Origin of the sequence: Mycobacterium sp. UM_Kg27 (assembly GCF_000972905.1) — a bacterium.
Lineage (GTDB): Bacteria > Actinomycetota > Actinomycetes > Mycobacteriales > Mycobacteriaceae > Mycobacterium.
The window spans coordinates 1-22,761 of the sequence record NZ_JRMM01000068.1; the positions used below are offsets into that span (position 1 = coordinate 1).

Annotated in this window: 24 protein-coding genes and 1 pseudogene; 11 read left to right on the top strand and 14 right to left on the bottom strand. The window is 67.0% G+C overall.

The genetic code is table 11. The features are described from left to right. Positions 1–458, bottom strand: a pseudogene (locus LI94_RS12220) (hypothetical protein); the annotation flags it as partial. Next, positions 455–1,750 carry a hypothetical protein gene (locus LI94_RS12225; RefSeq protein WP_046301357.1) on the bottom strand — a complete coding sequence of 432 codons (1,296 nt, stop codon included), beginning with the start codon at positions 1,748–1,750 and terminating at the stop codon, positions 455–457. The pseudogene LI94_RS12220 and the gene LI94_RS12225, both read right to left, overlap by 4 nt. Positions 1,751–2,051: 301 nt before the next feature. Between LI94_RS12225 and LI94_RS12230 the strand changes: the two genes are divergently transcribed. Continuing rightward, the gene (locus LI94_RS12230; RefSeq protein ID WP_046301358.1) at positions 2,052–2,516 is read left to right on the top strand and encodes a hypothetical protein; all 465 of its coding nucleotides are present in this window, start codon (positions 2,052–2,054) and stop codon (positions 2,514–2,516) included. A 55-nt stretch (positions 2,517–2,571) separates the two neighbouring features. Further along, a complete protein-coding gene (locus LI94_RS12235) occupies positions 2,572–2,829 on the top strand; it encodes a DUF3297 family protein (protein ID WP_024442050.1) in 258 nt (85 codons plus the stop codon). Between the two features lie 15 nt (positions 2,830–2,844). On the opposite strand, the gene LI94_RS23160 is transcribed toward LI94_RS12235, so the two are convergent. Beyond that, positions 2,845–3,126, bottom strand: a complete 282-nt coding sequence (locus LI94_RS23160) for a hypothetical protein (RefSeq protein ID WP_152664815.1) — start codon at positions 3,124–3,126, stop codon at positions 2,845–2,847. A gap of 253 nt (positions 3,127–3,379) precedes the next feature. Here LI94_RS23160 and LI94_RS24950 point away from each other — a divergent pair, with 253 nt between their 5' ends. Both LI94_RS24950 and LI94_RS23165 read left to right on the top strand, forming a co-directional pair. After that, positions 3,380–3,787 carry a DUF2511 domain-containing protein gene (locus tag LI94_RS24950; RefSeq protein ID WP_255351890.1) on the top strand — a complete coding sequence of 136 codons (408 nt, stop codon included), beginning with the start codon at positions 3,380–3,382 and terminating at the stop codon, positions 3,785–3,787. Between the two features lie 296 nt (positions 3,788–4,083). Continuing rightward, a complete protein-coding gene (locus LI94_RS23165; protein WP_152664816.1) occupies positions 4,084–4,503 on the top strand; it encodes a hypothetical protein in 420 nt (139 codons plus the stop codon). A 16-nt stretch (positions 4,504–4,519) separates the two neighbouring features. On the opposite strand, the gene LI94_RS12245 is transcribed toward LI94_RS23165, so the two are convergent. Continuing rightward, positions 4,520–4,957: a hypothetical protein gene (locus LI94_RS12245; RefSeq protein ID WP_046301359.1), complete on the bottom strand. Its 438-nt coding sequence runs from the start codon at positions 4,955–4,957 to the stop codon at positions 4,520–4,522. Between the two features lie 51 nt (positions 4,958–5,008). Then, positions 5,009–7,195: a molybdopterin-dependent oxidoreductase gene (locus LI94_RS12250; protein ID WP_046301360.1), complete on the bottom strand. Its 2,187-nt coding sequence runs from the start codon at positions 7,193–7,195 to the stop codon at positions 5,009–5,011. A gap of 280 nt (positions 7,196–7,475) precedes the next feature. On the opposite strand from LI94_RS12250, the gene LI94_RS12255 reads away from it, so the two are divergent. Beyond that, positions 7,476–8,471 (top strand): oxygenase MpaB family protein, encoded by a 996-nt coding sequence (locus LI94_RS12255; protein ID WP_152664817.1) that lies wholly within the window; start codon positions 7,476–7,478, stop codon positions 8,469–8,471. 24 nt (positions 8,472–8,495) lie between these two features. Here LI94_RS12255 and LI94_RS12260 read toward each other — a convergent pair whose 3' ends face one another. Then, positions 8,496–8,996, bottom strand: a complete 501-nt coding sequence (locus LI94_RS12260; protein WP_024442055.1) for a TspO/MBR family protein — start codon at positions 8,994–8,996, stop codon at positions 8,496–8,498. Between the two features lie 41 nt (positions 8,997–9,037). Here LI94_RS12260 and LI94_RS12265 point away from each other — a divergent pair, with 41 nt between their 5' ends. Next, a complete protein-coding gene (locus LI94_RS12265; protein WP_046301361.1) occupies positions 9,038–11,404 on the top strand; it encodes an AAA family ATPase in 2,367 nt (788 codons plus the stop codon). Between the two features lie 9 nt (positions 11,405–11,413). On the opposite strand, the gene LI94_RS12270 is transcribed toward LI94_RS12265, so the two are convergent. The 4 genes from LI94_RS12270 to LI94_RS12285 form a co-directional block, all read right to left on the bottom strand. Beyond that, the gene (locus LI94_RS12270) at positions 11,414–11,839 is read right to left on the bottom strand and encodes a DUF6319 family protein (protein ID WP_192830964.1); all 426 of its coding nucleotides are present in this window, start codon (positions 11,837–11,839) and stop codon (positions 11,414–11,416) included. A 97-nt stretch (positions 11,840–11,936) separates the two neighbouring features. After that, on the bottom strand, positions 11,937–12,626 hold the full coding sequence (locus tag LI94_RS12275; protein ID WP_231384136.1) for a glycoside hydrolase: 690 nt from the start codon (positions 12,624–12,626) through the stop codon (positions 11,937–11,939). A 92-nt stretch (positions 12,627–12,718) separates the two neighbouring features. Continuing rightward, positions 12,719–13,738, bottom strand: coding sequence for a DNA topoisomerase IB (locus tag LI94_RS12280; RefSeq protein WP_024442059.1), 1,020 nt, complete (start codon positions 13,736–13,738; stop codon positions 12,719–12,721). Positions 13,739–13,788: 50 nt separating this feature from the next. After that, positions 13,789–14,100: a DUF732 domain-containing protein gene (locus LI94_RS12285; RefSeq protein WP_046301362.1), complete on the bottom strand. Its 312-nt coding sequence runs from the start codon at positions 14,098–14,100 to the stop codon at positions 13,789–13,791. 122 nt (positions 14,101–14,222) lie between these two features. Between LI94_RS12285 and LI94_RS12290 the strand changes: the two genes are divergently transcribed. Then, on the top strand, positions 14,223–14,618 hold the full coding sequence (locus tag LI94_RS12290; protein ID WP_024442061.1) for a hypothetical protein: 396 nt from the start codon (positions 14,223–14,225) through the stop codon (positions 14,616–14,618). Positions 14,619–14,625: 7 nt separating this feature from the next. Here the strand turns inward: LI94_RS12290 and LI94_RS12295 are convergent, their stop codons facing one another. Beyond that, positions 14,626–16,281 carry a ribonuclease H-like domain-containing protein gene (locus LI94_RS12295; protein ID WP_046301363.1) on the bottom strand — a complete coding sequence of 552 codons (1,656 nt, stop codon included), beginning with the start codon at positions 16,279–16,281 and terminating at the stop codon, positions 14,626–14,628. 20 nt (positions 16,282–16,301) lie between these two features. Next, on the bottom strand, positions 16,302–16,880 hold the full coding sequence (locus tag LI94_RS12300) for a hypothetical protein (RefSeq protein ID WP_239651212.1): 579 nt from the start codon (positions 16,878–16,880) through the stop codon (positions 16,302–16,304). Positions 16,881–16,901: 21 nt separating this feature from the next. Between LI94_RS12300 and LI94_RS12305 the strand changes: the two genes are divergently transcribed. Next, positions 16,902–17,483 (top strand): class I SAM-dependent methyltransferase, encoded by a 582-nt coding sequence (locus LI94_RS12305; RefSeq protein ID WP_046301365.1) that lies wholly within the window; start codon positions 16,902–16,904, stop codon positions 17,481–17,483. Here LI94_RS12305 and LI94_RS24495 read toward each other — a convergent pair. Further along, positions 17,480–18,127 (bottom strand): glycoside hydrolase, encoded by a 648-nt coding sequence (locus LI94_RS24495; RefSeq protein ID WP_046301371.1) that lies wholly within the window; start codon positions 18,125–18,127, stop codon positions 17,480–17,482. The genes LI94_RS12305 and LI94_RS24495 overlap by 4 nt on opposite strands. Before the next feature lie 327 nt (positions 18,128–18,454). Further along, a complete protein-coding gene (locus tag LI94_RS12315; RefSeq protein ID WP_024442066.1) occupies positions 18,455–19,630 on the bottom strand; it encodes an acyl-CoA dehydrogenase family protein in 1,176 nt (391 codons plus the stop codon). Positions 19,631–19,667: 37 nt separating this feature from the next. Here LI94_RS12315 and fabG point away from each other — a divergent pair, with 37 nt between their 5' ends. The 3 genes from fabG to LI94_RS12330 all read left to right on the top strand — a co-directional run. Next, positions 19,668–20,462, top strand: coding sequence for a 3-oxoacyl-ACP reductase FabG (gene fabG, locus LI94_RS12320; RefSeq protein ID WP_046301366.1), 795 nt, complete (start codon positions 19,668–19,670; stop codon positions 20,460–20,462). After that, entirely contained in the window at positions 20,459–21,676 is a 1,218-nt protein-coding gene (locus tag LI94_RS12325; protein ID WP_046301367.1) for an acetyl-CoA C-acetyltransferase, read from the top strand. The genes fabG and LI94_RS12325 overlap by 4 nt, the downstream gene beginning before the upstream one ends. Beyond that, positions 21,677–22,761 (top strand): acyl-CoA dehydrogenase family protein (locus LI94_RS12330; RefSeq protein WP_046301368.1); only part of this gene is annotated, 1,085 nt, incomplete at its 3' end.

Here is a 22,761-nt window from a genome sequence, read left to right on the forward strand (position 1 = left end):
GTGGGCTCGGAGATGTGTATAAGAGACAGGCCCAGGAGAGCCCCAGCCAGCTGCAGTGACGGCTCGTCGACCGGATGCTCGTTGACCGCCTGGGACAGCGTCACCGACTGCGTGCCGCGACTGATCCCGGAGAGGGCCCGCATGACATAGCCAGGCAGGGCAGTGGCGTGTCCTCCCGTGGCGTGGAACGTCGAGCCGCCGGTGCGACAGGCGGCGAGCACGGCCTCGGCATCGGCAACCGGGGAGACGGTGATGACGTCGGTGCCGGAGGCGAGTGCCTCGAGCACCGCCTGGGAGTCCGGTGGCCCGTCGGTGGCGAACACGACCAGATCCGCCGAAGCACCGTCAGTGACGAGTCCGAAGTTGTCCGCGCGCTCGGTGATTCGGTGGGTCAGGTGTTCGGCGACAGCGCCGTCGCCCACCACGGCGACGGTGACGGGGGGCGTGGTGGCGCTCATGCGGGCTCCAGTCGGTAGCGAGGTGCGAGATCGGGGATGACGACGCCGGGCGGGGCCGCGATGACCGCGGGCGCCGCGGCCAGCATGGCGTTGACCGAGATGTCGGTGACGGCGGACCAGTCGGCGTTGAACGCTTCGTCGTCGGGCTCGCTGCGCATTTCGACCCTGCCGGGTTTGCCCTCCAGGGTGATGAGGTGGCCGCCGGCGAGGCTGTTCGGATGATCGGGCCCCAGGTGCGCGTTGCCGCCGCCTACGTGCCAGCACTCCTCGTTGGTCATGAAGAGCCGGTCACCGATGTAGCCGCGGTAGGTCATGTGGATCGCGCCGACCGTGCCGGGTCGGATCACCGTGCCACCGGCAGCCACCTCCACCCGCGCGGGGACGGGGTAGACGTGACGTTCGACGCGCACCTGTTCCGGAGGCACACCCCACAGCTCCCACGCGACGTTGCCGAGCACCGCGTCGAAGTAGAAGTGCTGCATCCAGGCGATCGCGTGGTCGTTGTCGACTGCGCTGAGCGGCTCTCCGAAGCCCAGACTGGCGAGGCCGCCCCACATGCCGTCGGGAGCAGCGGAGAGGTCTCCGACTTCGAGGAACCGCACCTCCTCGACCTCCTCCATCAGAAGGGCGATCCGGAGCAGCACCTGCTCGACCATCAGACCGGGGTGCAGGCCCGTTCCGTGCAGCGAGACGCCACCCGTCAGGCAGGCCTTCTGCAGGCGGACGCCGTCGGCGCGTTGGTGGATCGCGCGGCCGACGACGCCCCGCGCGAGCAGTTCGGCTCCGGGCCGCAGCGCGAAGCCCACGGGGGAGTTGACGGCCCGCATGGTGGCGGCCAATCCCTTGAGCGCTCGCTTCTCGGCTGGACCGAAGACGTCACCGGTGACCTTGAGGCGGGCCAGCGAGCGGAGTATCGACAGCGGCGAATGCGACTCCGAGAGCCAGGTCGGCTGGGCCGGATTGTGGAAGGCCGCGGCCGAGACGACGTTCTTGCCGGACGCCAGCAGTTCGACCACGTCCTCGTCGGCACCCTGCAGGAGTGCGGGTGTGGTGGGAGTGTGGATCACCAGGTCGGCGTCCAGCGCGAGGATCGTCTCCTTCGACGTGGTGGCGAGGATGCCCACCTCGTCGCGGCCGGCGAGGACGCCGATGTCCACTCCGTTCTTGTGCGGGCTGAACACCTTCACGCCCACCACGTCGTAGTCGGGAGAGTCCAAGGTGGCCTGCAGTGCCCGTCCGCCCATATCGCCGGGGCCCCAGATCACGACCCTGATTGGTTTCTCTGCTGCCATGCCGGAAATGTAGACGCGTTGTCTGCAATAACAAAGCCGCGTCTCGGACGACTTCGGTGCCAGACTGCGGACGTCTCCTCACTAAGCCGACGTCGCGCGTAGCGGGGAATCGGTAGCCGGCACACGGATTCAGCAGAGATACCGGTGCCCCGCAGCAGCATGAAGCCCTTGAAGGTCCAGGTTTGACGCTGATCGCGGCCAGCCGGATTTACTGCAACGCATAACAGCTTCCATGAAGAACCTGTAAAGGCTGCTGGATCATCGCGCGCCTGGGCGGTTCTTGCGGGTTACGTTGTCGTCCATGACGGGCGAGGAACAACTCCGGCAGATAGCCAGGGACGTATTCCCGGACTGGTCGCGGCCGCCCAGGATCGTGGTGGAGCAGATCGGCGAGCTGGTCAGGCGATGGCCGGTTGAGGGCTTCGCCCGCGAGAAGCTGCCCGATCAGGAGTGCCGTCTGGTCTGGATCGACAGGCACGTGATTGGACAGCTGGACTACTTCGCGGACGCTGCGGAGGAGCAGAATCTGGCTGTGGTGATCCGGCCGCTGAGCCAGGTAATCGGGCTCGATGTCAACGCCTATGGTGCGGCGGACGGCGGTTTCGGGGAGCGGACGTACCGGCGTGCGATGCGGGTGCGCTTCGCATCGGGGGATCCGATCGAGGTCGACACGACTCGATACACGAATGACGGCCTCCGTGGTCACGCCGACAGGTTCATCGATCGGGTACTCGACGCACTGGCGGGTACACCCGTTGGTGAATAGGGGAGATGCGAGAATCAAGACCAGGAATCCGACGCAGCATTCAACGAAAGCCATCATGCCCGAGGACCAGAACACAGACGTGCCACCGAATCACCTCTCCATCGACCCGCGCAGCGAGTTCTACGACGAAGAGGTGCTCCGCCGCGACGTGGGCATTCGCTTCAATGGCGTCGAGCGAACCAACGTTTGCGAATACGACGTGGCTGAGGGCTGGGTGCGTGTCGAAGTCCCTACCGCGAAGGACCGTCGCGGAAATCCTATGGTCGTCAAGCTCAGCGGCACGGTTGAGCCTTACTTCCGCCCAGCAAAGTAGCGGACGCCCCGCAGCTCAGCTATTTCGATCGCCGCCGTTCCATGCGCGGGCCATGCCGCGCAGACGGGCGCGTACCGCTGATCGGCGATCCTCCGGCCGGTTGTGCGAGTGGCACATCCAGCAGCTGCACACATTCACTCCGGTGAAATGGAACAGCCAGTAGCAGCGGCTGACATGGCCAGTGCTGCGGTCGGGCAAGTCGCAATCGCGGCCGCCGCAGCGGTGGACCGCGACGACGGTGATCTCGCGGCGGGCGACGCGTACGTGAAACGGAGCATGAGCATCGGTGCGGGACATGCGGATCCTCGGAACGGGGTAGCCCCACCGAGTCCGCGATCGCCGCGGGGATGGGGCTACGGCGTGTTCCGCAGACCGCCGGCCGAAGTCACTGATGCCATGCCGAGGAGCTTACCCGGCGGAGTTCCTCATAACTCTCTGCTTCTCGGGGTCTTCGCGCCGAATAGCTGGATTCGCGCCGCGGCCACCGTCGGTGCGATTAGATGACACGGTCACGTATGGAGCGGGAGGGGTTTCCGTGCCGTCTAAACGAATGCTGCGGTTCATCACCGGGATCGCTGTCGCTGCCACGGCGAGCTGCGGGGCTACGAGTACGACAGGTGCGCCGCCTCCGACCGCCACTTTCGCCGCCGCCACGACCGGTGCTGCCCCCGTCGATAGCCACCCGCGGGGCTACGTGTCCGAGGAGACCTGGACCGATGGCCCGTGGCCGCTGACCGTTTCCGAAGCAACCCTGATGTGTGCGCGCCAAGGTGTCGATGGAGGGGAGCAGTCTGTGACTCTCGCTGCGAATCGGAGGATGTACGCCGTGAACGGCGCCGCTCAGTCGACCGGTCAATACGAAGACGTCGACGTGATCTGGGCCGACGATGCCACATACCCAGGACTGAAAGTGGACATCGGCCCACTGCTCGCCAAAGGATTGTCGCTCTGCGACTGAAGCGGCCCGTCAAAAAACTGCACCCACTGACCCTTCTGAACAGGAGCGCCGTGCAGTTCACGCGTTGGCGGCTCACCCTCACTCTCGCAGTGCTTTTCGGCGCAACGTTGCCCGCCGCCCCGACAGCGGCCGCGATGGTGATCCTAGGCGGTGGGGCTGCCATCGTCGTCGACGGCAACAGCTACTGCACGCTGACCACGATCGGACATGATCGGACCGGTGACGTAGTGGGCTTCACCGGAGCGGTGTGCGGTGGGCCGGGGGCATCGGTCGCAGTCGTGGGAACGGACACGACTGTGGGCACCATCGTGGCCGTCAACGGCGACCTGCGCTATGCGGTGATCAAGTTCGATGTGCCTGACCTGATCCCAGTGTCGGACTACGCCGGTGTGGTGATCAACGGCATCGGCGCGGACCCGGTGTTCGATTCGCTCGTGTGCAAGTACGGGCCCACCACCCCTGGCATCTGCGATCGCATCAGTTTCGACGGCTGGCCGCGTATGACGATGTTTGGGCAATTCGAGGCGGGCGATGTGGGAGCGCCGGCAACCATGGACGGCCGGCTGGTCGGCCTGGTTTATGGCGGTGCCGCGACTATGGGCGGCAAATACCGGCCCGCGAAACCACTTACATACTTTACGAGATTCAGCGCGATCCTCGCCGACGTCAACGCCGGCGACGGGCCGGGCAGCGGATTCGTGCCGATCGGAAGCTGAAACCGGCCGATCCGACCTAGACCGCGATGCGCGCCATTCGTGCCAGTAGCGCCGAAATGAACGAGTCTGCGTTGTAGTGCCCGGCGCCGACCTCCACCTCGATCTCGTCTTCGCTGAAGGTCAGCACGATGGACGGCGAAGCGACCGTGTTGAATCCGACGGAACCGAACACCGCGCCCAGCTCGATAAAGCCCAAGGTCTCGATTCTACGAATAGCGCCGGTGATCAGCGAGTCATCGGCATAGCCGTCGGTCGCCAGCACTCCCACCACGCCACCTGCTATCCAGAGCGCCTCATAGCGTTCGCGTCCCGTCTCGGGCGTTGCCGACGTGAAGACCTCAGCCCCAGCCGAATACCGCCGCAGCAACTCTAAGTACTGCGTCGACGGACGGCTCCGCTCACTGAGGCCGAACACCGTCTCAAAAAACTCGTTGGGGGAAGGATCCTCAGACATAGCTAGGACAGTACGCGGGCCGTCGGCCAGCTCTCCCGGCCCCCGAAACCGTTACCGCTGCACCGCTGCCGTGGTGGCGGCCACCGAAACCCAGGTGTTGTTCACCGCGGCAGTCCCGGTGAAGGTGTCCACCCGCTCCGGATCGTGCAGGTCGTTCACGTTGGCCCCGGGCAGCAAGTCCGCGTGGCGCCAGCCGGTGTTGTGGTGTCCCCAGCCATGGGGCACCGAGACTGTGCCGGGCCGCATGTCATCGCTGATATGCAGCGGAACTTCGATCTTTCCGATGTCGGAGGTGACCTGCACCGTGTCACCCTCGGCAAGTCCGCGGTTCTTGGCGTCGTCGGGGTGCATGTGCAGCGTGCATTGGTTGGAGCCGCTGGTCATCGACGGCACATTGTGCAGCCAGGAGTTGTTGCTGCGCAGCTGACGTCGTCCGATGAGCTGCAAATCGTAGGCGCTGTGCGGGCCGGCGGGCCCGTCGAGCAACGTGGCGGCGGCCGCGATGAACTCCTCCGGCGCGAGCTGGACCTTGCGATCGCGGGTGGCGATGACCTCGCGCAACCGTGGACGCAGCGGCCCGAGATCCAGCCCGCCGGCACTGTCGCGCAGTTGCCGCATGGTAATGCCCTTGCGGCCCTTGCGGATCCAACCGTATGGTCCAGTCGCCAGGGAGATGCCGGCCATGCGCAGCGGACTGATTGCGGCGAGCAGTGGCTTACGCACCGGTGCGACCAGCTGCCGCAGAGGCGCCGGAAGCAGCTCCAGCATGAGCAGGCTCAGGATCTCCCAGTCGTCTTTGGTGCCGGCCGGTGGCTCGAAGGTTCGATGCTGGTAGCGGACGTTGTTGCGCACGCTGAAGACCGGCAGTAGCAGCCCGACATCCTCGCGCTCCAGCGGTGAGGCCGGCGGCAGAATGTAGTCCGCGTGCCGACTGGTCTCGGTGATGTACATGTCGATCGCCACATACAGATCCAGCGAGGCCATGGCCTGGTCCAGTCGGCCCCGCTGCGGGATCGAGGACACCGGGTTCCCGGCGCAGGTGATCATCGCCTTGATCTGGCCCTCGCCTGCGGTCAGGATCTCGTCGGCCATCACGACCGCGGGAAGCTCACCGCGGAACGACTTGTGCCGTCCCGACCGGTCCGTCCACGCGCCGTGGCCGGCCGGAATGTATTTCCCGAGCCGCGGCACATCCATGACCGGCGTGGAGAACATCGTGCCGCCCGCGCGGTCCAGGTTCCCGGTGACGGCGTTGATGACCATCACCAGCCAACTCACCAATGTCCCGGTCTCCTGCTGGCAGATACCGATACGGCAGTACAGCGCCGCCGATTCCGCCGCGGCATGGTCGCGGGCCAGGGCGTAGATCGTGTCGGCATCGACACCGGCGCGTTCGGCGACCGCCTCAGGGCTGGCGTCGGCTACCAGTCGGCGCAGCTGCGGCAGGCCCACCGATTGGCGGGCGATCGCCGCTGTGTCACAGAGATTTTCGTTGATGAGCACATGCAGCATGCCCAGCAGGAGATACAGGTCGCCACCGGGGCGCACGGCGATGTGCGCGTCGGCGAGCTTTGCGGTTTCGGTGCGGCGCGGATCGATCACGACGACGGTGCCGCCGCGGTCGCGCAGCGCTTTGATGCGCCGTTTGGCGCCGGGCATGACCGACAGCGATCCGTTGGACACGGCGGGATTGGCGCCAAGGATCACCAGCCGCTGGGTCCGATCGATGTCGGTGATCGGGACTAGCACGTTGGAACCGAACACCTTCCACGCGGCGTACTCGTGCGGCATCTGATCGATGCTCGAGGCGGAGAAGAAGTTCGGCGTCATCAGGGCTGCGCGCAGCAGGAGGCCGTAGACCGCCGCGGAACTGTGCGCGGCAGGGTTGCCGAGGTACATCCCCACGGCCTGATTGCCGTGCTCTTTGCGGACCCGACGCAAGCGGGTGCCGATGTCGGCGAGGGCTGCCGCCCAGCTCACGGATTCGAAGGTGTCGCCAACCCGCCGCATCGGGGTTCGCAGGCGGTCGGGATCCTCGTGCAGACCGGCCATCGCGGTCGCCTTCGGGCAGATGTATCCGTGCGAGAAGACGTCGTCGGGGTTGCCCTGGACGCGGCTGACCTTGGCGTCGGTCACCGTGATCTGAATGCCGCAGTGCGCCTCGCACAGCGTGCACTGACTGGTATGCGTGGTGCTCGCGCCCCTGGAATCAGACAGGGGCAGGTCGACGGTCGTCATTGGGGTCTCCATCCGCGGCGGTCATCGCGCCATGGCGTGAATCACGATCCCCCGATTCGCGCTGTTGCCGTGTGCGCACCGATAAGAATTCTGGCATCCCGGCCACCCGCGGCGCCACGGATTCCGGCCGACAACCCCAGGTAGGCCCGCGGGACCCGGGCGTGAACCCGAATTCCCTCATTGACCCGAGCCCGGAGTCCCCCTAGACTCCCAATACTGATAACGCATGTTGTCAGAAGTGGTCAACGATGACTGGGAGTGCGCACTCGTGACGCAAGACATGTCGGAAACCTGCCCCGCAGCCAGCGAAGCGCCGGTCGCTGCCGGCTGTCCCGTGAGCAACAACGGCTACGACGCGCCCCCGATCCCGCTGGGCCCCGACTCGCTGACCTGGAAGTACTTCGGCCAATGGACCGGTCTGTTCCAGGGGACCTGGGCCGGCTCGATGCAGAACATGCACCCTCAGCTCGGTGCCGCGGTCAAAGACCACTCCATCTTCTTCATGGAACGCATCCCGCGCCTGATGCGGTCGATCTACCCGATCGGCGGCGTGGTGTTCGACGGTTACCGCGCCCCGCAGACCGGCGCCGAGGTCCGTGACTACCACATCGGCATCAAGGGTGTGGACGAGCAGGGACGCCGCTACAGCGCGCTGAACCCCGACGTCTTCTATTGGGCCCACGCAACCTTCTTCAAGTCGACCCTGCTGGCGGCTGAGAAGTTCGCCGGCGGACTGACCGAGGCCGACAAGCGGCAGCTGTTCGACGAGCACGTGCAGTGGTACCGGATGTACGGCATGAGCATGCGCCCGGTTCCCAAGACCTGGGAAGAGTTCCAAGAGTACTGGGACCACATGTGCAACAACGTCCTGGAGAACAACTGGGCGGCCCGTGAGGTCATGGACCTGTCGACCATGCCCAAACATCCGTCACTGGAATGGATTCCGGATTGGCTGTGGGCGCTGAACCTCAAGGTCATGCAGCGCTTCCTGACGTTCATGACCGTGGCGCTCTATGACCCGCCGGTGCGCGAACTCATGGGCTACACCTGGTCCCCGCGCCAGGAGCGGGTGCACGGGTATCTGTGCAAGGCGATCACCTTGGTGTCCAAGTACGGCCCCAAACGCGCCCTGATGCATCCGCGCAAGCGCTCCGCGCTCGACCGCGCCTCGGGTCGGCTTCCGGTGGATGCGCCCCTGGTGCAGACTCCGGCACGCAACCTGCCGCCGGTCGAGTACCGCAACGACCCGCACTTCTACTGCCCGAAGGTCGACTGACCCGAGTCGAACCGGTAGCGCGTGTCAGCTGTTCAGTGACCACACCGAGTAATTGAGCGCGGTGGCGAACAGGATCCACCCGAAGTACGGCAGCAGCAGCAACGCCGCGGTGCGATGGGCCTTCCAGAACGCCGCGATGGTGATCACCACGGCGACATCGAGCAGCAGGATGTCAACCAGGGCAAGGCCGCGCCAGCCCAAACCGAAGAACAGCGGCGACCACAACAGGTTCAACACCAGCTGGACGCCATAGGCGATGATCGCCGGATTCGTCCACCGTGGGTCGGTCCGCCAGACCAGCCAGGCCGCGACCGCCATCAGCAGATACAGGGCACTCCACACCGGGCCGAACAGATAACTCGGTGGCGCCCAGCTCGGCTGCGCGAGCTGCCCGTAGTCAGCCGCGGCGTCGGCCGAGGCCAGCCCGCCGAGAACCGCGACGACGATGACGAGCACAAGCGAGACCAGGAACGCCGCGAGGTGCTGGGATCTCGGCTGTTGCGTTTTCGACGAGATCGCTGCCATCTGGTCACGATAGCCCGAATCACGCCAGTAGGGTGGCTTCAGTGGTGGCCGCCAGCAACACCGTCGTGCTGACCGAGGAGTTCCGTGCCGCATTGGGGCTGCTGGCAGCGGGCCGCAACCTGTTTCTGACCGGCAAGGCCGGCACGGGCAAATCGACGCTCATCCGCCACTTCATGGCCGCCACCGATCGCAAGGTCGTGGTGGTCGCCCCGACCGGGATCGCCGCCCTCAACGTCGACGGCCACACCATCCACCGGCTGTTCGGATTCCGGCCCACCACAACGCTGTCCGATGTCGCCGGCGGCGACTACCGGCCCGGGCGCTTCACCAAGACGCTGGCCAAACTGCAGACGCTGATCATCGACGAGGCGTCGATGGTGCGTGCCGACGTGTTCGACATGATCGCCGCAGCGCTGCAGCGCTTCGGGCCGGAGCCGGGAACTGCGTTCGGCGGGGTTCAGGTGGTGTTGGTGGGCGACCTCTACCAGCTGCCGCCGGTGGTCACCGAGGGCGAGCAACACTACTTCTCGACGACCTATGACACCCCGTATTTCTTCTCGGCGAACACGTTTCGCCGGGCGGAGTTCCCGAGCGTCTCACTGACGACGGTGTTCCGCCAGCTCGGCGATGACCGGATGACCGCGATCCTCAACGAGATTCGGGAAGGCGTGCTGCTCGGCCATGCGAGGGCGCACTTGGACGCCCGGGTGGATCCCGGCTTCGTGCCGCCCGACCACGAACTGTGGCTGACGTTGGCGCCCACCAACCGGCTGGTCACCGCGCGTAATCGCCAGCAGCTGGAGCGGTTGCCGGGTGAGGAAATGCTGCACCGCGCCACCGAATCCGGCGACCTGTCGCTGTTCGACAAGCCGCTGGATGAGGAGTTGCGCTTCAAGATCGGCGCCCAGGTGATGATGCTCAACAACGATCAGGCCGAACGCTGGGTCAACGGTTCGATCGGCCGCGTGGTGGGAGTGGGCTACGACCGCCGCGGCGCCGTGGTCGAAATCGAGTTCCCCCACGGCGACATCGCCGACGTCACCCCGTTCACCTGGGAGGCGACCCGCCCGGTGATCGAGGGCGGCGCCTTGCGCCGCGACGTCGTCGGCACCTTCACCCAGTTGCCGTTCAAACTGGCCTGGGCGATCACCATTCACAAGAGCCAAGGCCAGACCCTGGAACGACTGGTGGTGGACCTGTCCGGCGGCATGTTCTCCACCGGCCAGCTCTACGTGGCGTTGAGCCGGTGCACCTCGCTGGCCGGGCTCGTGCTCAAACGCCCTGTGTTGCCGAAAGATCTGAAAGTAGATCGCCGGATCGCCCGATTCCTGCGCGCCTCGGCCGAGCGCGACCGGGCGCGCCGCTACTGCGCGATCGGTCTGCTCACGGTGGGCGACGAGGGACGGATGTCGCGACCTCGCCCGGTGGAGTTGGCGGTGGCGTTCGACGATGGGACGGCGATATCGACGCTGATCAATCCGCAGCGGGATCTGGCCGACGCGCGCCAGGCCTATCGGATCGGGGTGGCCGACGTGCTGCTGGCGCCCACGTTGCGGGAGGCCTGGGCGGTGATCGCGCCGATGCTGGCCGGATGCACGCCGGTGGGCGTCAACGTCGATGAGACGCTGGGGCTGATCGACTTCGAGCTCAAGCGACTGGGACAGGTGACCCCGATGCCGCTGGGTATCGACCTGCGGGGCACCAGCATCGCCGGCGACACGGCACTGCAGCGCGCCAGGGCCACGCTGGACAGACTCGACGCCGTCGACGTCGATTCCGGCTCATCGCCGTTCGACGAACCCGACGAAACCGACGCCCTCTCGGGAATCCTGCTCAGCCGCGATCCGGACGTCACCACCCCGACGGCCGAACACCTTCCGGCGCTGTCGGCGCTGCTGCGGATCAGCCGAACCCTCGGAGCGATCCTGCTGGGCGTCAAGCCTGTCGATCAGGCGTCGGTGGCGGGGGAGACCAACTGGGAACAGGCGGCACGCCAGGCCGCCGCCGATCAACTGCTGCTCGCGGCCACCCGCACCCGACTCCCGGAGGAGGTGTCGGCGCGGCTGGGCGACGCACTGCGCGCGCTGGGCGCCGACGACTCAGCGGCGGGGCTGACCCGCCCGCCGTCGCCAGCCGATGACATCGACGCGGTCCTGGCTCCCGGCGCCCGCGTCTGCTTCACCGGAACCGCGGTCGACGGCCACGGCCGGGTGCTGGAACGCGACGAGATAGAGCGGCTGGCTGCCTCAGCCGGGCTGGCGCCGGTGCGTTCGGTGACCAAGACGCGATGTGAGGTGTTGGTCATCGCCGAAGCGGGCACGCAGTCGGGAAAGGCCCGCAAAGCCCAGGACTACGGGAAACCGGTGTTCACCGTCGACGAGTTCCTGGGTTGGCTGGCACGCCGGTGAACGAAGGCTTCAGTCCAAGTCTGCCAAGGCTTTCCGCGCGGCTTCGAGCTCGGCTTCCAGAGCGGCCACCCGCGCGGCGTGCTGCGAGCGGGCCTCGTCCATCAGCGCCTCGATCGGTGCGAACAGATCGGCGTGCAGTTCCTTGGCGGCCCGCGACACCGCGGCCGCCGCGACGGCGAGGTTGCGCACCAGATAGCTGCTGCCCTGCTTGATCTCGGCGTGCCACTCGCCGTCGGCGGTACCGGTCACGGTCAGGGTCAGCTCGAGCGTCTTGGCTTTCTTGCCAGCCGACTTCTTGACCGGCTCCTTGATTTCGGGAGCCTCGATGACGGCGGCGACGGGCTCGGGGACGGGCGTCGCAGCGGCGAACGAACCCATCCCGACGCTGTCGTCGGTGAGGGCCGGGGCTTCGGGGGCGAACGTGGGTGCAGTCATAATCGTGGCGACCTCCTTGCGCATTCGTCGCCCGCGGCGGCGGGCAAGCTCACCACGTATTAGAACACATGTTCGACACGTCGGCGGACGCGACGGCTCAATCCGTCGGCGCTGGCGTCATCGAGGAGATGTAGTAGGTCTCCTGCCCGGCGGGGTAGCCGCCACCGTTGGTGGCGATGTGCACATGGTCGTAGTGGTTGGCGGTTTCGTTGCCGTAATCCGACGTCCAGTTGCCACCGCCGACGCCCGGGTAGATCTTCTGGCGCCAGATCACGTGGTTGACCCCCCACCGCTGGGCGTTGGCCAGCGCGTAGCCGGCGATCTGGTCGCCGAGCAGAATCCCGGCCTCGCTGTGGTAATCCGGAATCATCACGTCGATGGCCAGCCCGTCGGGATGCCACCTCAACGGGTCCTGGCGATACCCGTAGATGGTCTTGATCTCCTGAAACAGCACGCCGATTGTGCGGGCCGCCCAAATGGTCTTGACCTGGAGCCCGTTCTCCGGCGCCACCCCGGGGGGCAGTGGGAAGGTGAATTGCTGGCCTTCGGTGGGCATCGGCACGCTCGCCGCCAGCGCCGCGGCCTCGGCGGGATTGGCGATGCGCATCCCGCCGGCGGTCGGAGGGGGCGGTGTCGACGAAGCCGACGGCGCCGCCACGGCAGTCTCGGTGGGCTTGGGCGCCGCATCGTGGCTGCTCTGGGCGTAGATGAGGGCGGCCGAGACGGCCAGCGACGTCAGAATGGCCAGGCTGCGACCGCAGACCCTGGCAATCTTTCGTCCGTCCACCCAGAGCACTGTAGCTACTTGACCTTGGAAGTCGCAGGACCGGCGCTCTGCGGTGCAGGTGCGAATTGGTGCCAACCGCGGCGGATCGGGCGCTACTTTCCTGCTCGGTCGATTCGTCTGATCATCCGAGCGGTGGCGGCTTCGGTCGCGAGTCGGCGCGCTGCGTCCTTGCGACGGCCCCGGGCCCGGTCCAGCGCCGAGCGGATGGTGATGCCCTGTTCATAGGCCTGCACGACGCGCGGATCCACGTAGGAGCTGCGGGCGACTGCCGGGGTATTGCCGAGTTCCTCGGCGACGTAGCGCATCACGGCGGCGACTTCGCGACGGCGAACGGTTTTCGAGGTCGGCTCGCACGCGGCGGCGAAGCTCTCGGCCGCCAGCACGGTGCCATGCCAGGTCCGCAGGTCCTTGACGCTGAACTGTTCATCGGTCAGCTCCCGGAACCGCTCGTTGAGGTCGTCGGCGCGCACTTCGCACCAGCCGTCGGAGGTGCGGTAAACCAGCAGCCGGGGCAGGTCGGTCGGCGCGCGCAACAGTGCGCGAACCGCACGCACCACCAGCGGATCGTCGACCGAAACCGTCCGCCGTACACCGCTTTTGGCCGGATAGTCGAAGTCCACGCAGCCGGTGCGCAGCGTGACGTGATCGCGCAGCAAGGTGGCCAGCCCGAAGCTGCCGTTCTCCTGGGCGTACTCCTCGCCACCGGCCCGGAAGTAACCCCGGTCGATGAGTTGCTGGGCGACGGCGAGCACCCGATCGCGTTTCAGGCCGCGACCGCGCAGGTCGGCGAGCACCTCGGCGCGCCAGTCCGGCAGCAGCTTGGCCAGGGTCAGCGCCCGGTCGAATTTCTCTTCGGAACGTTCGGCCTGCCACTGCGGGTGGTACAGATACTGGCGACGTCCTGCGGCGTCTACTCCGACGGCCTGGATGTGCCCGTTGGGATAGGGGCAGATCCAGACCTTGCGCCACGCCGGGGGGATGGCCAGTGCCTTGATCCGGGCGAGGACCTCCGGATCGTCGACCGGGTGGTGACCGTCGGCGTAGGAAAAGCCTCGGCCTCGACCGATACGGCGCAACCCGGGACCGGAGGTAGTGCTTCTACGAAGCCTCACGGCACCGAATTACCCGCATCGGGACCGGTCGACACCCAGCGTTGGCAGCGCTAGGCGCCCGGGCACAACTCCTGGCGCGCCGCGTCGGCGATCAGCGCGAACTGCGGCCACGCCGGGTAGTGCGGCATTTGCATTTCGACGGTTCGCCCTACCCGCAGGTTCTCGCAGATCATGTGCCCGAGGGCTCGCACGCTGGACTCCGAGATCGGCTCGTCATTCCCGTAGCGCGCGGTGTAGCCGTGGGTGTTGAGATATTGCATGAAGCTGGCTTCGTCGGCGTGCGCCGGCGCTGCGGCGACCAACGTTCCCATCGCCACACCGGTGATCGCCAACGGTGCGGTGAACCGGGCTGCCCAACTCATATCGGCAATGCTACGGCGGCGGCGGATGAGGCGGTTCCGCCGGTGCCGGCCAGACCCGGCAAGTCCCCGCGAGCGGCTTCGGGTTGCTGCTAGCGTCAGCGGCGAGGAGAAAGGCGCTGGACGTGAAATCAACCGCACTCGCGGCGGCCCTGGCCGCAGGTGTGCTGGCCGGGCTGATCGGTGCTGCGTCATCCGCTCAGGCCGATCCGCTCAATCCGCGTGATCCCGACTACTGCGGCAACAGCCCCGACATCCTGCTGTGCACCCAGCAGCAGTCGACCTACCCCAGTCCGGCTGAGATGGCCTATCTCAACGCCATCCGCGCAAAGTTCCCGCCCGGCACCGAGGCCCGCCGGCTGGCTGCCGGACGGACCGCATGCCTGGAGTTCCCGAAGCATCCGACCAGCCTCATCGTCGAACAGGTCTCGGTGTATCTGCAGATCCCCAAGCCCACCGCCGGCGAGGTGGTCGAGTCGGCGCGCACCAACATCTGCCCGACGGTCAAAACCCAGGCCTGAACCCCGCTCAGCGGCGGTAGGCGCGCAGCCCGTCGCGGATCGCCGCCTGCGCGGCGACGTCGCACTCGTTGTAGCTCAGACACCACTGCCGGGCGGCGTCGGCCTGCGGGCCGCTGCCCCGGGCGGTTTCGATCGCCCCCAGCGAGGCCAGACCCCCGGGATCGTCGACCTCCCAACGGAAGCCGAAGAAGCCGGCGACCTGTTTGATCGACGACGAGGTGCGGGCGAAGAACGTTGCGTCGAACCATTTCCGCAGGTCATAGGTGAGACCGTCGAGCGCCTGCTGCACCTCGGCGAACCTGCGCGTACTGCTGACCTCGGGGTGGTGCCAATGGAAGACCTGAAGCGACTTGCCCTCGCGGGCGGCGTGACCGCGCAACTGCTGCATTCGAGAGGCGAACTCGGCGGCCAGTGCGGCTTCGGCGGCCTCGTTGAGCGGATCGAAGGAGACCACGGGTTGATAGCGGGCGGTGGAGTCGTCCTGGCCGTCGCGGATGCGTAAGCCCCACTGATAGATCCGGCCCTGGTCATCCCACTCGATGTCAAAGTCGACCTCGACGTCGGCGGAAGGAACAGTCGCCGGCCCCGGTTCGTGTGACTCGAAATCAGTTCCGGAGCAACTCATCCGGGCTCGCCGGACGGCGTTGGCCAGCCGGTCTCGCGGCATTTTGGTGCCCACGGACTGGACGCGGAACGCTTCGAGGTGCGCATCCACATCGACAGCCGCCAACTGCGCAACGCTCAACTTCGCGCCATCGCCGCAGTGTTGATACAGGTACTGCCACTCTCGGATCGTGAGGTGTCCGGTCTCGATGGCGAACGACGCGTCACCGTCGCCCACCGCCTCGGCGCAGCAGTCGAACCAGACACACGTCCCACAGTCGGCGATGCGGTAGGGCCGCACCAGTTCTCGTCCGGCCGCCGCGGCCCGTGCGACCTCGAGACGGAAGCCGAACTCGTGGTCATAACGCTGCAGCGCCGAGCGTGACCGGCGATGCGACGGATCGCTGGCCGAATACGTGACGATGTTCTCGGCATCCAGGTCATACCAGGTGATGCCGAGACTCTCGCCGTGCAGTGCGGTGAGGTCGGAGCTGCCGATGATACCGCCGCGGCTCACCCCGCAGTGAAAACCCAACTCCTGCAACATCCGGGTGTAGTGCGCCAGCTGCATGACATCGTCACGCCAGCGCGCACCGTGGTCGGTGTGGCCGGAATAGGTCAGTCGCCGATCAGGTTGCGACAGTGCCGAGATCTCCACCTCCGCGCGTTTTGCGGGGGCCAGCGTGCGGTGGTTCTTGATGTCGACGGGCAGGTAGCCGTCCTGGTGCCGGACCAAGACGTCGGGAAGGCCCCTGCGGCCGTTGACATCCGGCAGGGCCCCGCCGGCAATCACCTCGACACCGGCGGTCATCGCGGCCACGGTGCGTCGCCGGCGTTCGGTAGCGCCGATCTCGGCGTCCAACAGCAGCAGTCGGTCAGAACCCGCGTAGCGTGACCGGAGTTCCTCGAGGACAGCTTCCTCGAATTCGATTCCGGCACTGCGCAGCGCCTCCAAGTCCGGGCTCGGCGGCGCAGGCTCGGCGATGCCGGGAGCGAACTCGTTGTGGGTGACGCGAGCGCACCGTTTTGCCGGGTAGCCGCCGAGGGTGACCGGTGCCATCGCGTCCCTTCCCGTTGTGGCTATTGCGCGGGCGGCTTGACGCCGGCGGCGATCTCGCCGATCAGCGCCGCGACCACCCCGAATGCGAAGTACAGCGGCACCAGCCACGGCGCGACCCCGAACAACCCGTCCGAGCCCGGGACGTAGCGGAACTGGCCGAGCGCGGCGATACCGATCTCGACCACCGGGCCGACGGCCGCGATCAGGACGCCACAGACAATCGCCGGACCATCTCCCAGGGCGCAGAACGTGATCGCGGCGAACGCGCAGATCAACGTCGTGAGGGGAACCACCGGCGAGGCATGCAACATCGCGGTGACGACGTAGCTGCCCAGCACGGCGGCCAGACCAGCCACCCCTTGGCGCACCGTGACCGCGGTCCGCGGTGAGGGGAGATGCAGTCTCAACTCCGCCAGGAAAACGGTGGCGGACCCGACCAGGATCGGGAAGTAAAGCGGACTGCTCCAGATGAACGGGACGGCCTGCGACGGGGACAGGTATTCGGTGGTCCCGGTGACCACATGGGAGTGGTCGCCGATCAGACCGGCCACTCCACCCAAGACGAACAGCAACAACGCGATCGAGGGGCGTAATCTCACCCCCGCAGTATCGTCCATCGCATGAGCGCCGAGGACCGCACCCGCTGGGATGCTAAGTACAAAGGCCGCTGCGTGCCGGGGTCGGACACGATCGGGCCCGCTGCGGTGTTTGCGCCCTTCGTGGACGCTTTTCCGACGGCCGGCCGCGCGCTCGACATCGCCTGCGGCCAGGGCGCAGCGGCGGTCTGGCTGGCCCAGCGTGGCCTGCAGGTGGCCGGATGCGACATCTCGCCCGTCGCCGTCGATCGGGCGCGGGCGTTCGCCGTGCACAGCGGCGTTGAAGACCGGTGCCGATTCGACGTCGTCGATCTCGACGACGGCCTTCCGGATGGACCACCGGCCGACGTCATTTACTGCGCCCGGTTCCGCGACAGTCGCCTCGACGCGCCGATGGTGCAGCGCCTGGCTCCGGGCGGACTGCTGGCGATCACCGCGTTGAGTCAGGTCGGCAGCACCGCTGGGCGGTATCGGGCTGCGCCCGGGGAGCTGCGCACGGCGTTCTCCGGCCTGGAGTTGATCGGCGAGGGCGAAGCGGACGGTGTGGCGTGGCTGTTGGCGCGACGCCCCACGGCGCCGTCAGCGCACCCGAACGGACGAGACTAGGCCGGAGCCGGCGCCTCGCGGTCGCTGGGCTCCGGGCCGGGCTCGGCCGGGGCGTCGTCGAGTGGCAGGGCATCCATCGGCGGCGCCTCGCCGGGCGGCATGTCGATCGGCGCCTCGGCCGGGGGAGCCTCGAACGGCGGCGGTGCCTCGAACGGCGGCGGTGCGTCGAACGGCGGCGCTGCGGCCAGTTCCACGCCCATCGGCTCTGCCGCGGGCTCGGGGCCCGGCTCCACCATGGCGGCGAACTCCACCGGCGCTTCGGGGGCCGGTGCCTCGTCCATGGGCAGGTACATGTGGTGGGTGAACTGCGGCTGGTAGGCGCCGCCGCCACCGATCTTCACTCCGCCGGGCTCACCGCTGGCCACCGGCGTGCCGTCAGGCAGGGTCACCGCGGTGTGGTGGCTGTTCCAGCCCACCACCAGAGCGTTGGGCGCGGTGCCGTACCTGAAGCCGCGGGCCAGCAGCGCCGACTCCTCGTTGGCAGTGTGGAACCGGCCGCTGAAGGCCGGCCGGCCGCTGGCGACGTTGGACACCCACGAGGCCAAACCCGAGCAATCCGTACCTGCGGGAGTGTTGCCGCCGACGATGTACGGGGTGCCCGAAACCTGCTGGATGAGCGCCATCAGAGCTTCTAGACCAAACATGACCGAGCACATTAACCATGGATAACTGCACTTACCAAAATCTGTGGCACCCATCACGTTTAACATTCATGTTGTCAAAGATAACGTCGCAACGGAGAAACGCCAGGTAGATCGGGGAAAATCCGGCAAGCATGACCGTTAATTTCCGTAAGTGCTGGTAGAGGGCTCGTAGGTATTTGTTGAGCCTGGCTCCAAAGGTCACAAATTCGCATTATCAGGATGAAATTGCCTGATCAATGGGTGCGTCGCGGGTATCGATTCACGCCGGAATCGGCGGAAATAGCGGTGCCGGCGGCACGTCGTTTCCGGGGCAGAAAGTGATGCTGCTTACAGTGACCGCTTCGCGTTCTTGATCAGGTTCGACCCGATGATCAGCCGCTGGATCTCACTGGTGCCCTCGTAGAGCCGCAGCAGCCGGACATCGCGGTAGATGCGCTCCACCGGCACGCCACGGATGTATCCACTGCCGCCGTGGATCTGCACCGCCAGGTCGGCGACCTTGCCGGCCATCTCGGTGCAGAAGACCTTCGCCACCGACGGAGCGATTCGCCGATCTTCGTTGCTGACCCATTTGCGGGCGGCATCGCGGACCAGCGCCTGGCCGGCCAGCACTCCGGTCTGCTGATCGGCGAGCATCGCCTGCACCAGCTGGAAGTCGCCGATGATGCCGCCGCCCTGCGTTGCGGTGGCGGCATAGTTCACCGACTCATCCAGTGCGCGCTGCGCGGCTCCCACCGCCAGCGCGGCAATATGAATGCGGCCGCGGGCCAGCGAGGTCATCGCCGCCCGGTAACCGATGTCCTCATTCCCCCCGACCAGAGCGGCGGCGGGCAGTCGCACCCCGGAGAAACTGACATCGGCCGTCCAGGCGCCCTCCTGGCCCATCTTGGCGTCCTTGGCGCCGACTTCCACCCCGGCGGTATCGGCCGGCACCAGGAAGACCGCGATGCCGGCGCCGCGCTCGTCGGCGGGCCGGGTGCGGGCGAACACCACGAACAGATCCGCCAGCGGGGCGTTGGTGATGAACCGCTTCTGGCCGTCGAGCACCCACCCGTCGCCGTCACGGACGGCTTTGGTGCGCAGGCCCGCGGGATTGGAGCCCGCTCCGGGCTCGGTGAGGGCGAAGGATGCGACCGCCCCGGAGGCGATGGCCGCCAGCCAGCGCTCCTTCTGTTCATCGGTGCCGAACCCCACCAGCACCTGGCCGGCGATGCCGTTGTTGGTGCCGAACATCGACCGGACCGCCGGGCAGGTGTAGCCCAGTTCCATGGCCAGTTCGACGTCCTGGGCCAGATTCAGGCCCAACCCGCCCCATTCCTGGGGGATCGCGTAGCCGAACAGGCCCAGGTCCTTGGCGGCTTGCCGCAGGTCGTCCGGCACCTGATCGGTCTCGAGGATCTCCTGTTCGCGCGGGACGACCATGGTCCGGACGAACCGGCGGGTCTGGGACAGGATTTCGGCGAAGACGTCGTCTTCGACGGACGCGACGGATGCGGTCGGCATAGTTCGGCCCCTTTCGGCACTGGCCGATAAATCATATATGAAATATGATGTTGCGGACCATGGGTGGGCACGACATGTAGAGGACGGTTTCGGCGTGGCATTACTCAACGGGCAGACGGCGGTGATCACCGGTGGAGCGCAGGGGCTGGGCTTCGCCATCGCGCAACGCTTCGTCGCCGAGGGCGCCCGGGTGGTGCTCGGCGATCTGAACCTGGACGCGACCGAGGCCGCGGCGCAGCGGCTGGGCGCCGACGTGGCGGTGGCGGCACGCACCGACGTCACGGACTCCGCCGACGTCGAGGCGCTGGTAGCCGTCGCCGTCGAGCGGTTCGGCGGTCTGGACATCATGGTCAACAACGCCGGCATCACCCGCGACGCCACCATGCGCAAGATGACCGAAGACGATTTCGATCAGGTGATCGCAGTCCACCTCAAGGGCACCTGGAACGGGCTGCGCGCGGCTGCGGCGATCATGCGGGAACGCAAACGCGGCGCGATCGTCAACATGTCCTCTATATCGGGCAAGGTCGGCATGGTCGGGCAGACCAACTATTCGGCCGCCAAGGCCGGCATCGTCGGCATGACCAAGGCCGCCAGCAAGGAGCTGGCCTACCTCGGTGTCCGCGTCAACGCGATCCAGCCGGGGCTGATCCGCTCGGCGATGACCGAGGCCATGCCGCAGCGGATCTGGGATTCGAAGGTCGCCGAGGTGCCGATGGGCCGGGCCGGCGAGCCCGACGAGGTCGCGACCGTCGCACTATTTCTGGCATCCGACCTGTCCTCTTATATGACGGGCACCGTGCTCGAGGTGACCGGCGGTCGACACCTATGAGCCTGCGCGAGACGGTGATCTGCGAACCGGTTCGCACTCCCATCGGCCGCTACGGCGGGATGTTCAAATCGCTGACCGCCGTCGAGCTCGGCGTCGCCGCGCTGTCCGGACTGCTGGAGCGCACCGGCCTGCCCGTCGACGCCATCGACGACGTGGTGCTGGGGCACTGCTATCCCAGTAGTGAGGCGCCCGCGATCGGGCGGGTGGTCGCCCTGGATTCCGGCCTGCCGGTGACGGTTCCGGGTATGCAGGTCGATCGGCGGTGCGGATCCGGCCTGCAGGCGGTGATCCAGGCCTGCCTGCAGGTCGGCAGTGGCGCGCATGAGGTGGTGATCGCCGGCGGTGCGGAGAGCATGAGCAACGTGGCCTTCTACTCCACCGACATGCGCTGGGGCGGGGCCCGCGACGGCGTACGGGTGCACGACGGCCTGGCACGCGGCCGGACCACCGCGGGCGGGCAGTACCACCCGGTGCCCGGTGGCATGTTGGAGACCGCGGAGAACCTGCGTCGTCAGTACCAGATCTCCCGCACCGAGCAGGACGAGCTCGCGGTCACCTCACATCAGCGCGCGGTGGCGGCCCAGCGCAGCGGTGTGCTCGCCGACGAGATCATCGGGGTCACGGTGCGCTCCCGCGCCGGCGAGCAGCGGATCGACACCGACGAGCATCCCCGCGCCGACACCTCGGTCGAGTCACTGGCCAAGCTCAAACCGGTTCTGGGCAAAAGCGATCCGGATGCCACCGTCACCGCCGGCAATTCCAGCGGTCAGAACGACGCGGCCTCGATGTGTGTGGTGACCACCCCGGCCAAGGCCGAGCAGCTGGGCATGACCCCGCTGGTGCGACTGGTCTCCTGGGGGCTGGCCGGGGTCGCGCCCAACGTGATGGGCATCGGCCCGGTGCCGGCCACCGAGGTCGCCCTGGCCAAGGCGGGTCTCACCCTCGCCGACATCGACCTGATCGAGCTCAATGAGGCGTTCGCCGCTCAGGCGCTGGCGGTCATGGCGGCGTGGCGGTTCGGTGCGGCCGACCGCGACCGGACCAACGTGCACGGTTCGGGGATCTCGCTGGGGCATCCGGTGGGCGCGACCGGCGGCCGGATGCTGGCAACGCTGGCGCGTGAGCTGCACCGCCGCCAGCAGCGCTATGGGTTGGAAACCATGTGCATCGGAGGTGGCCAGGGCTTGGCCGCCGTGTTCGAGAGAGTGGCGTAGATGACCAGACTGTGCCAGACGTTGGGGCTGACCGAGAGCCAGACCGAGATCGTCGCAGCGGTGCGGGCGTTCGTCGACAAAGAGGTCATTCCGCACGCTGCCGACTTGGAACGCGCCGACGCCTATCCGCAACAGATCGTCGACGGGATGCGACAGCTGGGCCTGTTCGGGCTGATGATTCCGGAGGCCTACGGGGGGCTGGGCGAATCCCTGCTGACCTACGCACTGTGCGTCGAGGAGCTCGCGCGCGGCTGGATGAGCATCTCCGGGGTGATCAACACCCATTTCATCGTGGCCTACATGCTGCGCCAGCACGGCACCGACGAGCAGAAACAGCGCTACCTGCCGGCGATGGCGACCGGTGATGTGCGCGGCGCGTTTTCGATGTCCGAACCCGAGCTCGGTTCCGACGTCGCGGCCATCCGCACCCGGGCCACACCCACCGGCGACGGTGACTACCTCATCACCGGCCAGAAGATGTGGCTGACCAACGGCGCCACGTCGAGCCTGGTGGCGGTGCTGGTCCACACCGACGAAGGGGCCGACACCCCGCACCGCAACATGACCGCGTTCCTAGTCGAAAAGCCCACCGGATTCGGTGAAGTCGTCCCGGGGCTGACCATCCCCGGCAAGCTCGAGAAGCTCGGCTACAAGGGCATCGACACCACCGAGATGATCTTCGACGACTATCGCGCCGGTTCAGCCGACATTCTGGGCGGAAAGACCGGCCGCGGCTTCTACCAGATGATGGACGGCATCGAGGTCGGCCGGGTCAATGTCGCCGCACGTGCCTGCGGGGTGGGCATCCGCGCGTTCGAGCTCGCGGCCCGATACGCCCAGCAGCGCAACACCTTCGGCAAGCCGATCGCCGAGCATCAGGCCGTCGCGTTCGGGCTGGCCGAGATGGCGACCAAGGTCGAGGCCGCACACCTGATGATGGTCAACGCGGCCCGGCTCAAGGATTCCGGCGAACGCAACGACGTCGCCGCGGGCATGGCGAAATACCTGGCCAGCGAGTACTGCAATGAGGTCACCCAGCAGAGCTTCCGGATCCACGGCGGCTACGGCTACTCCAAGGAGTACGA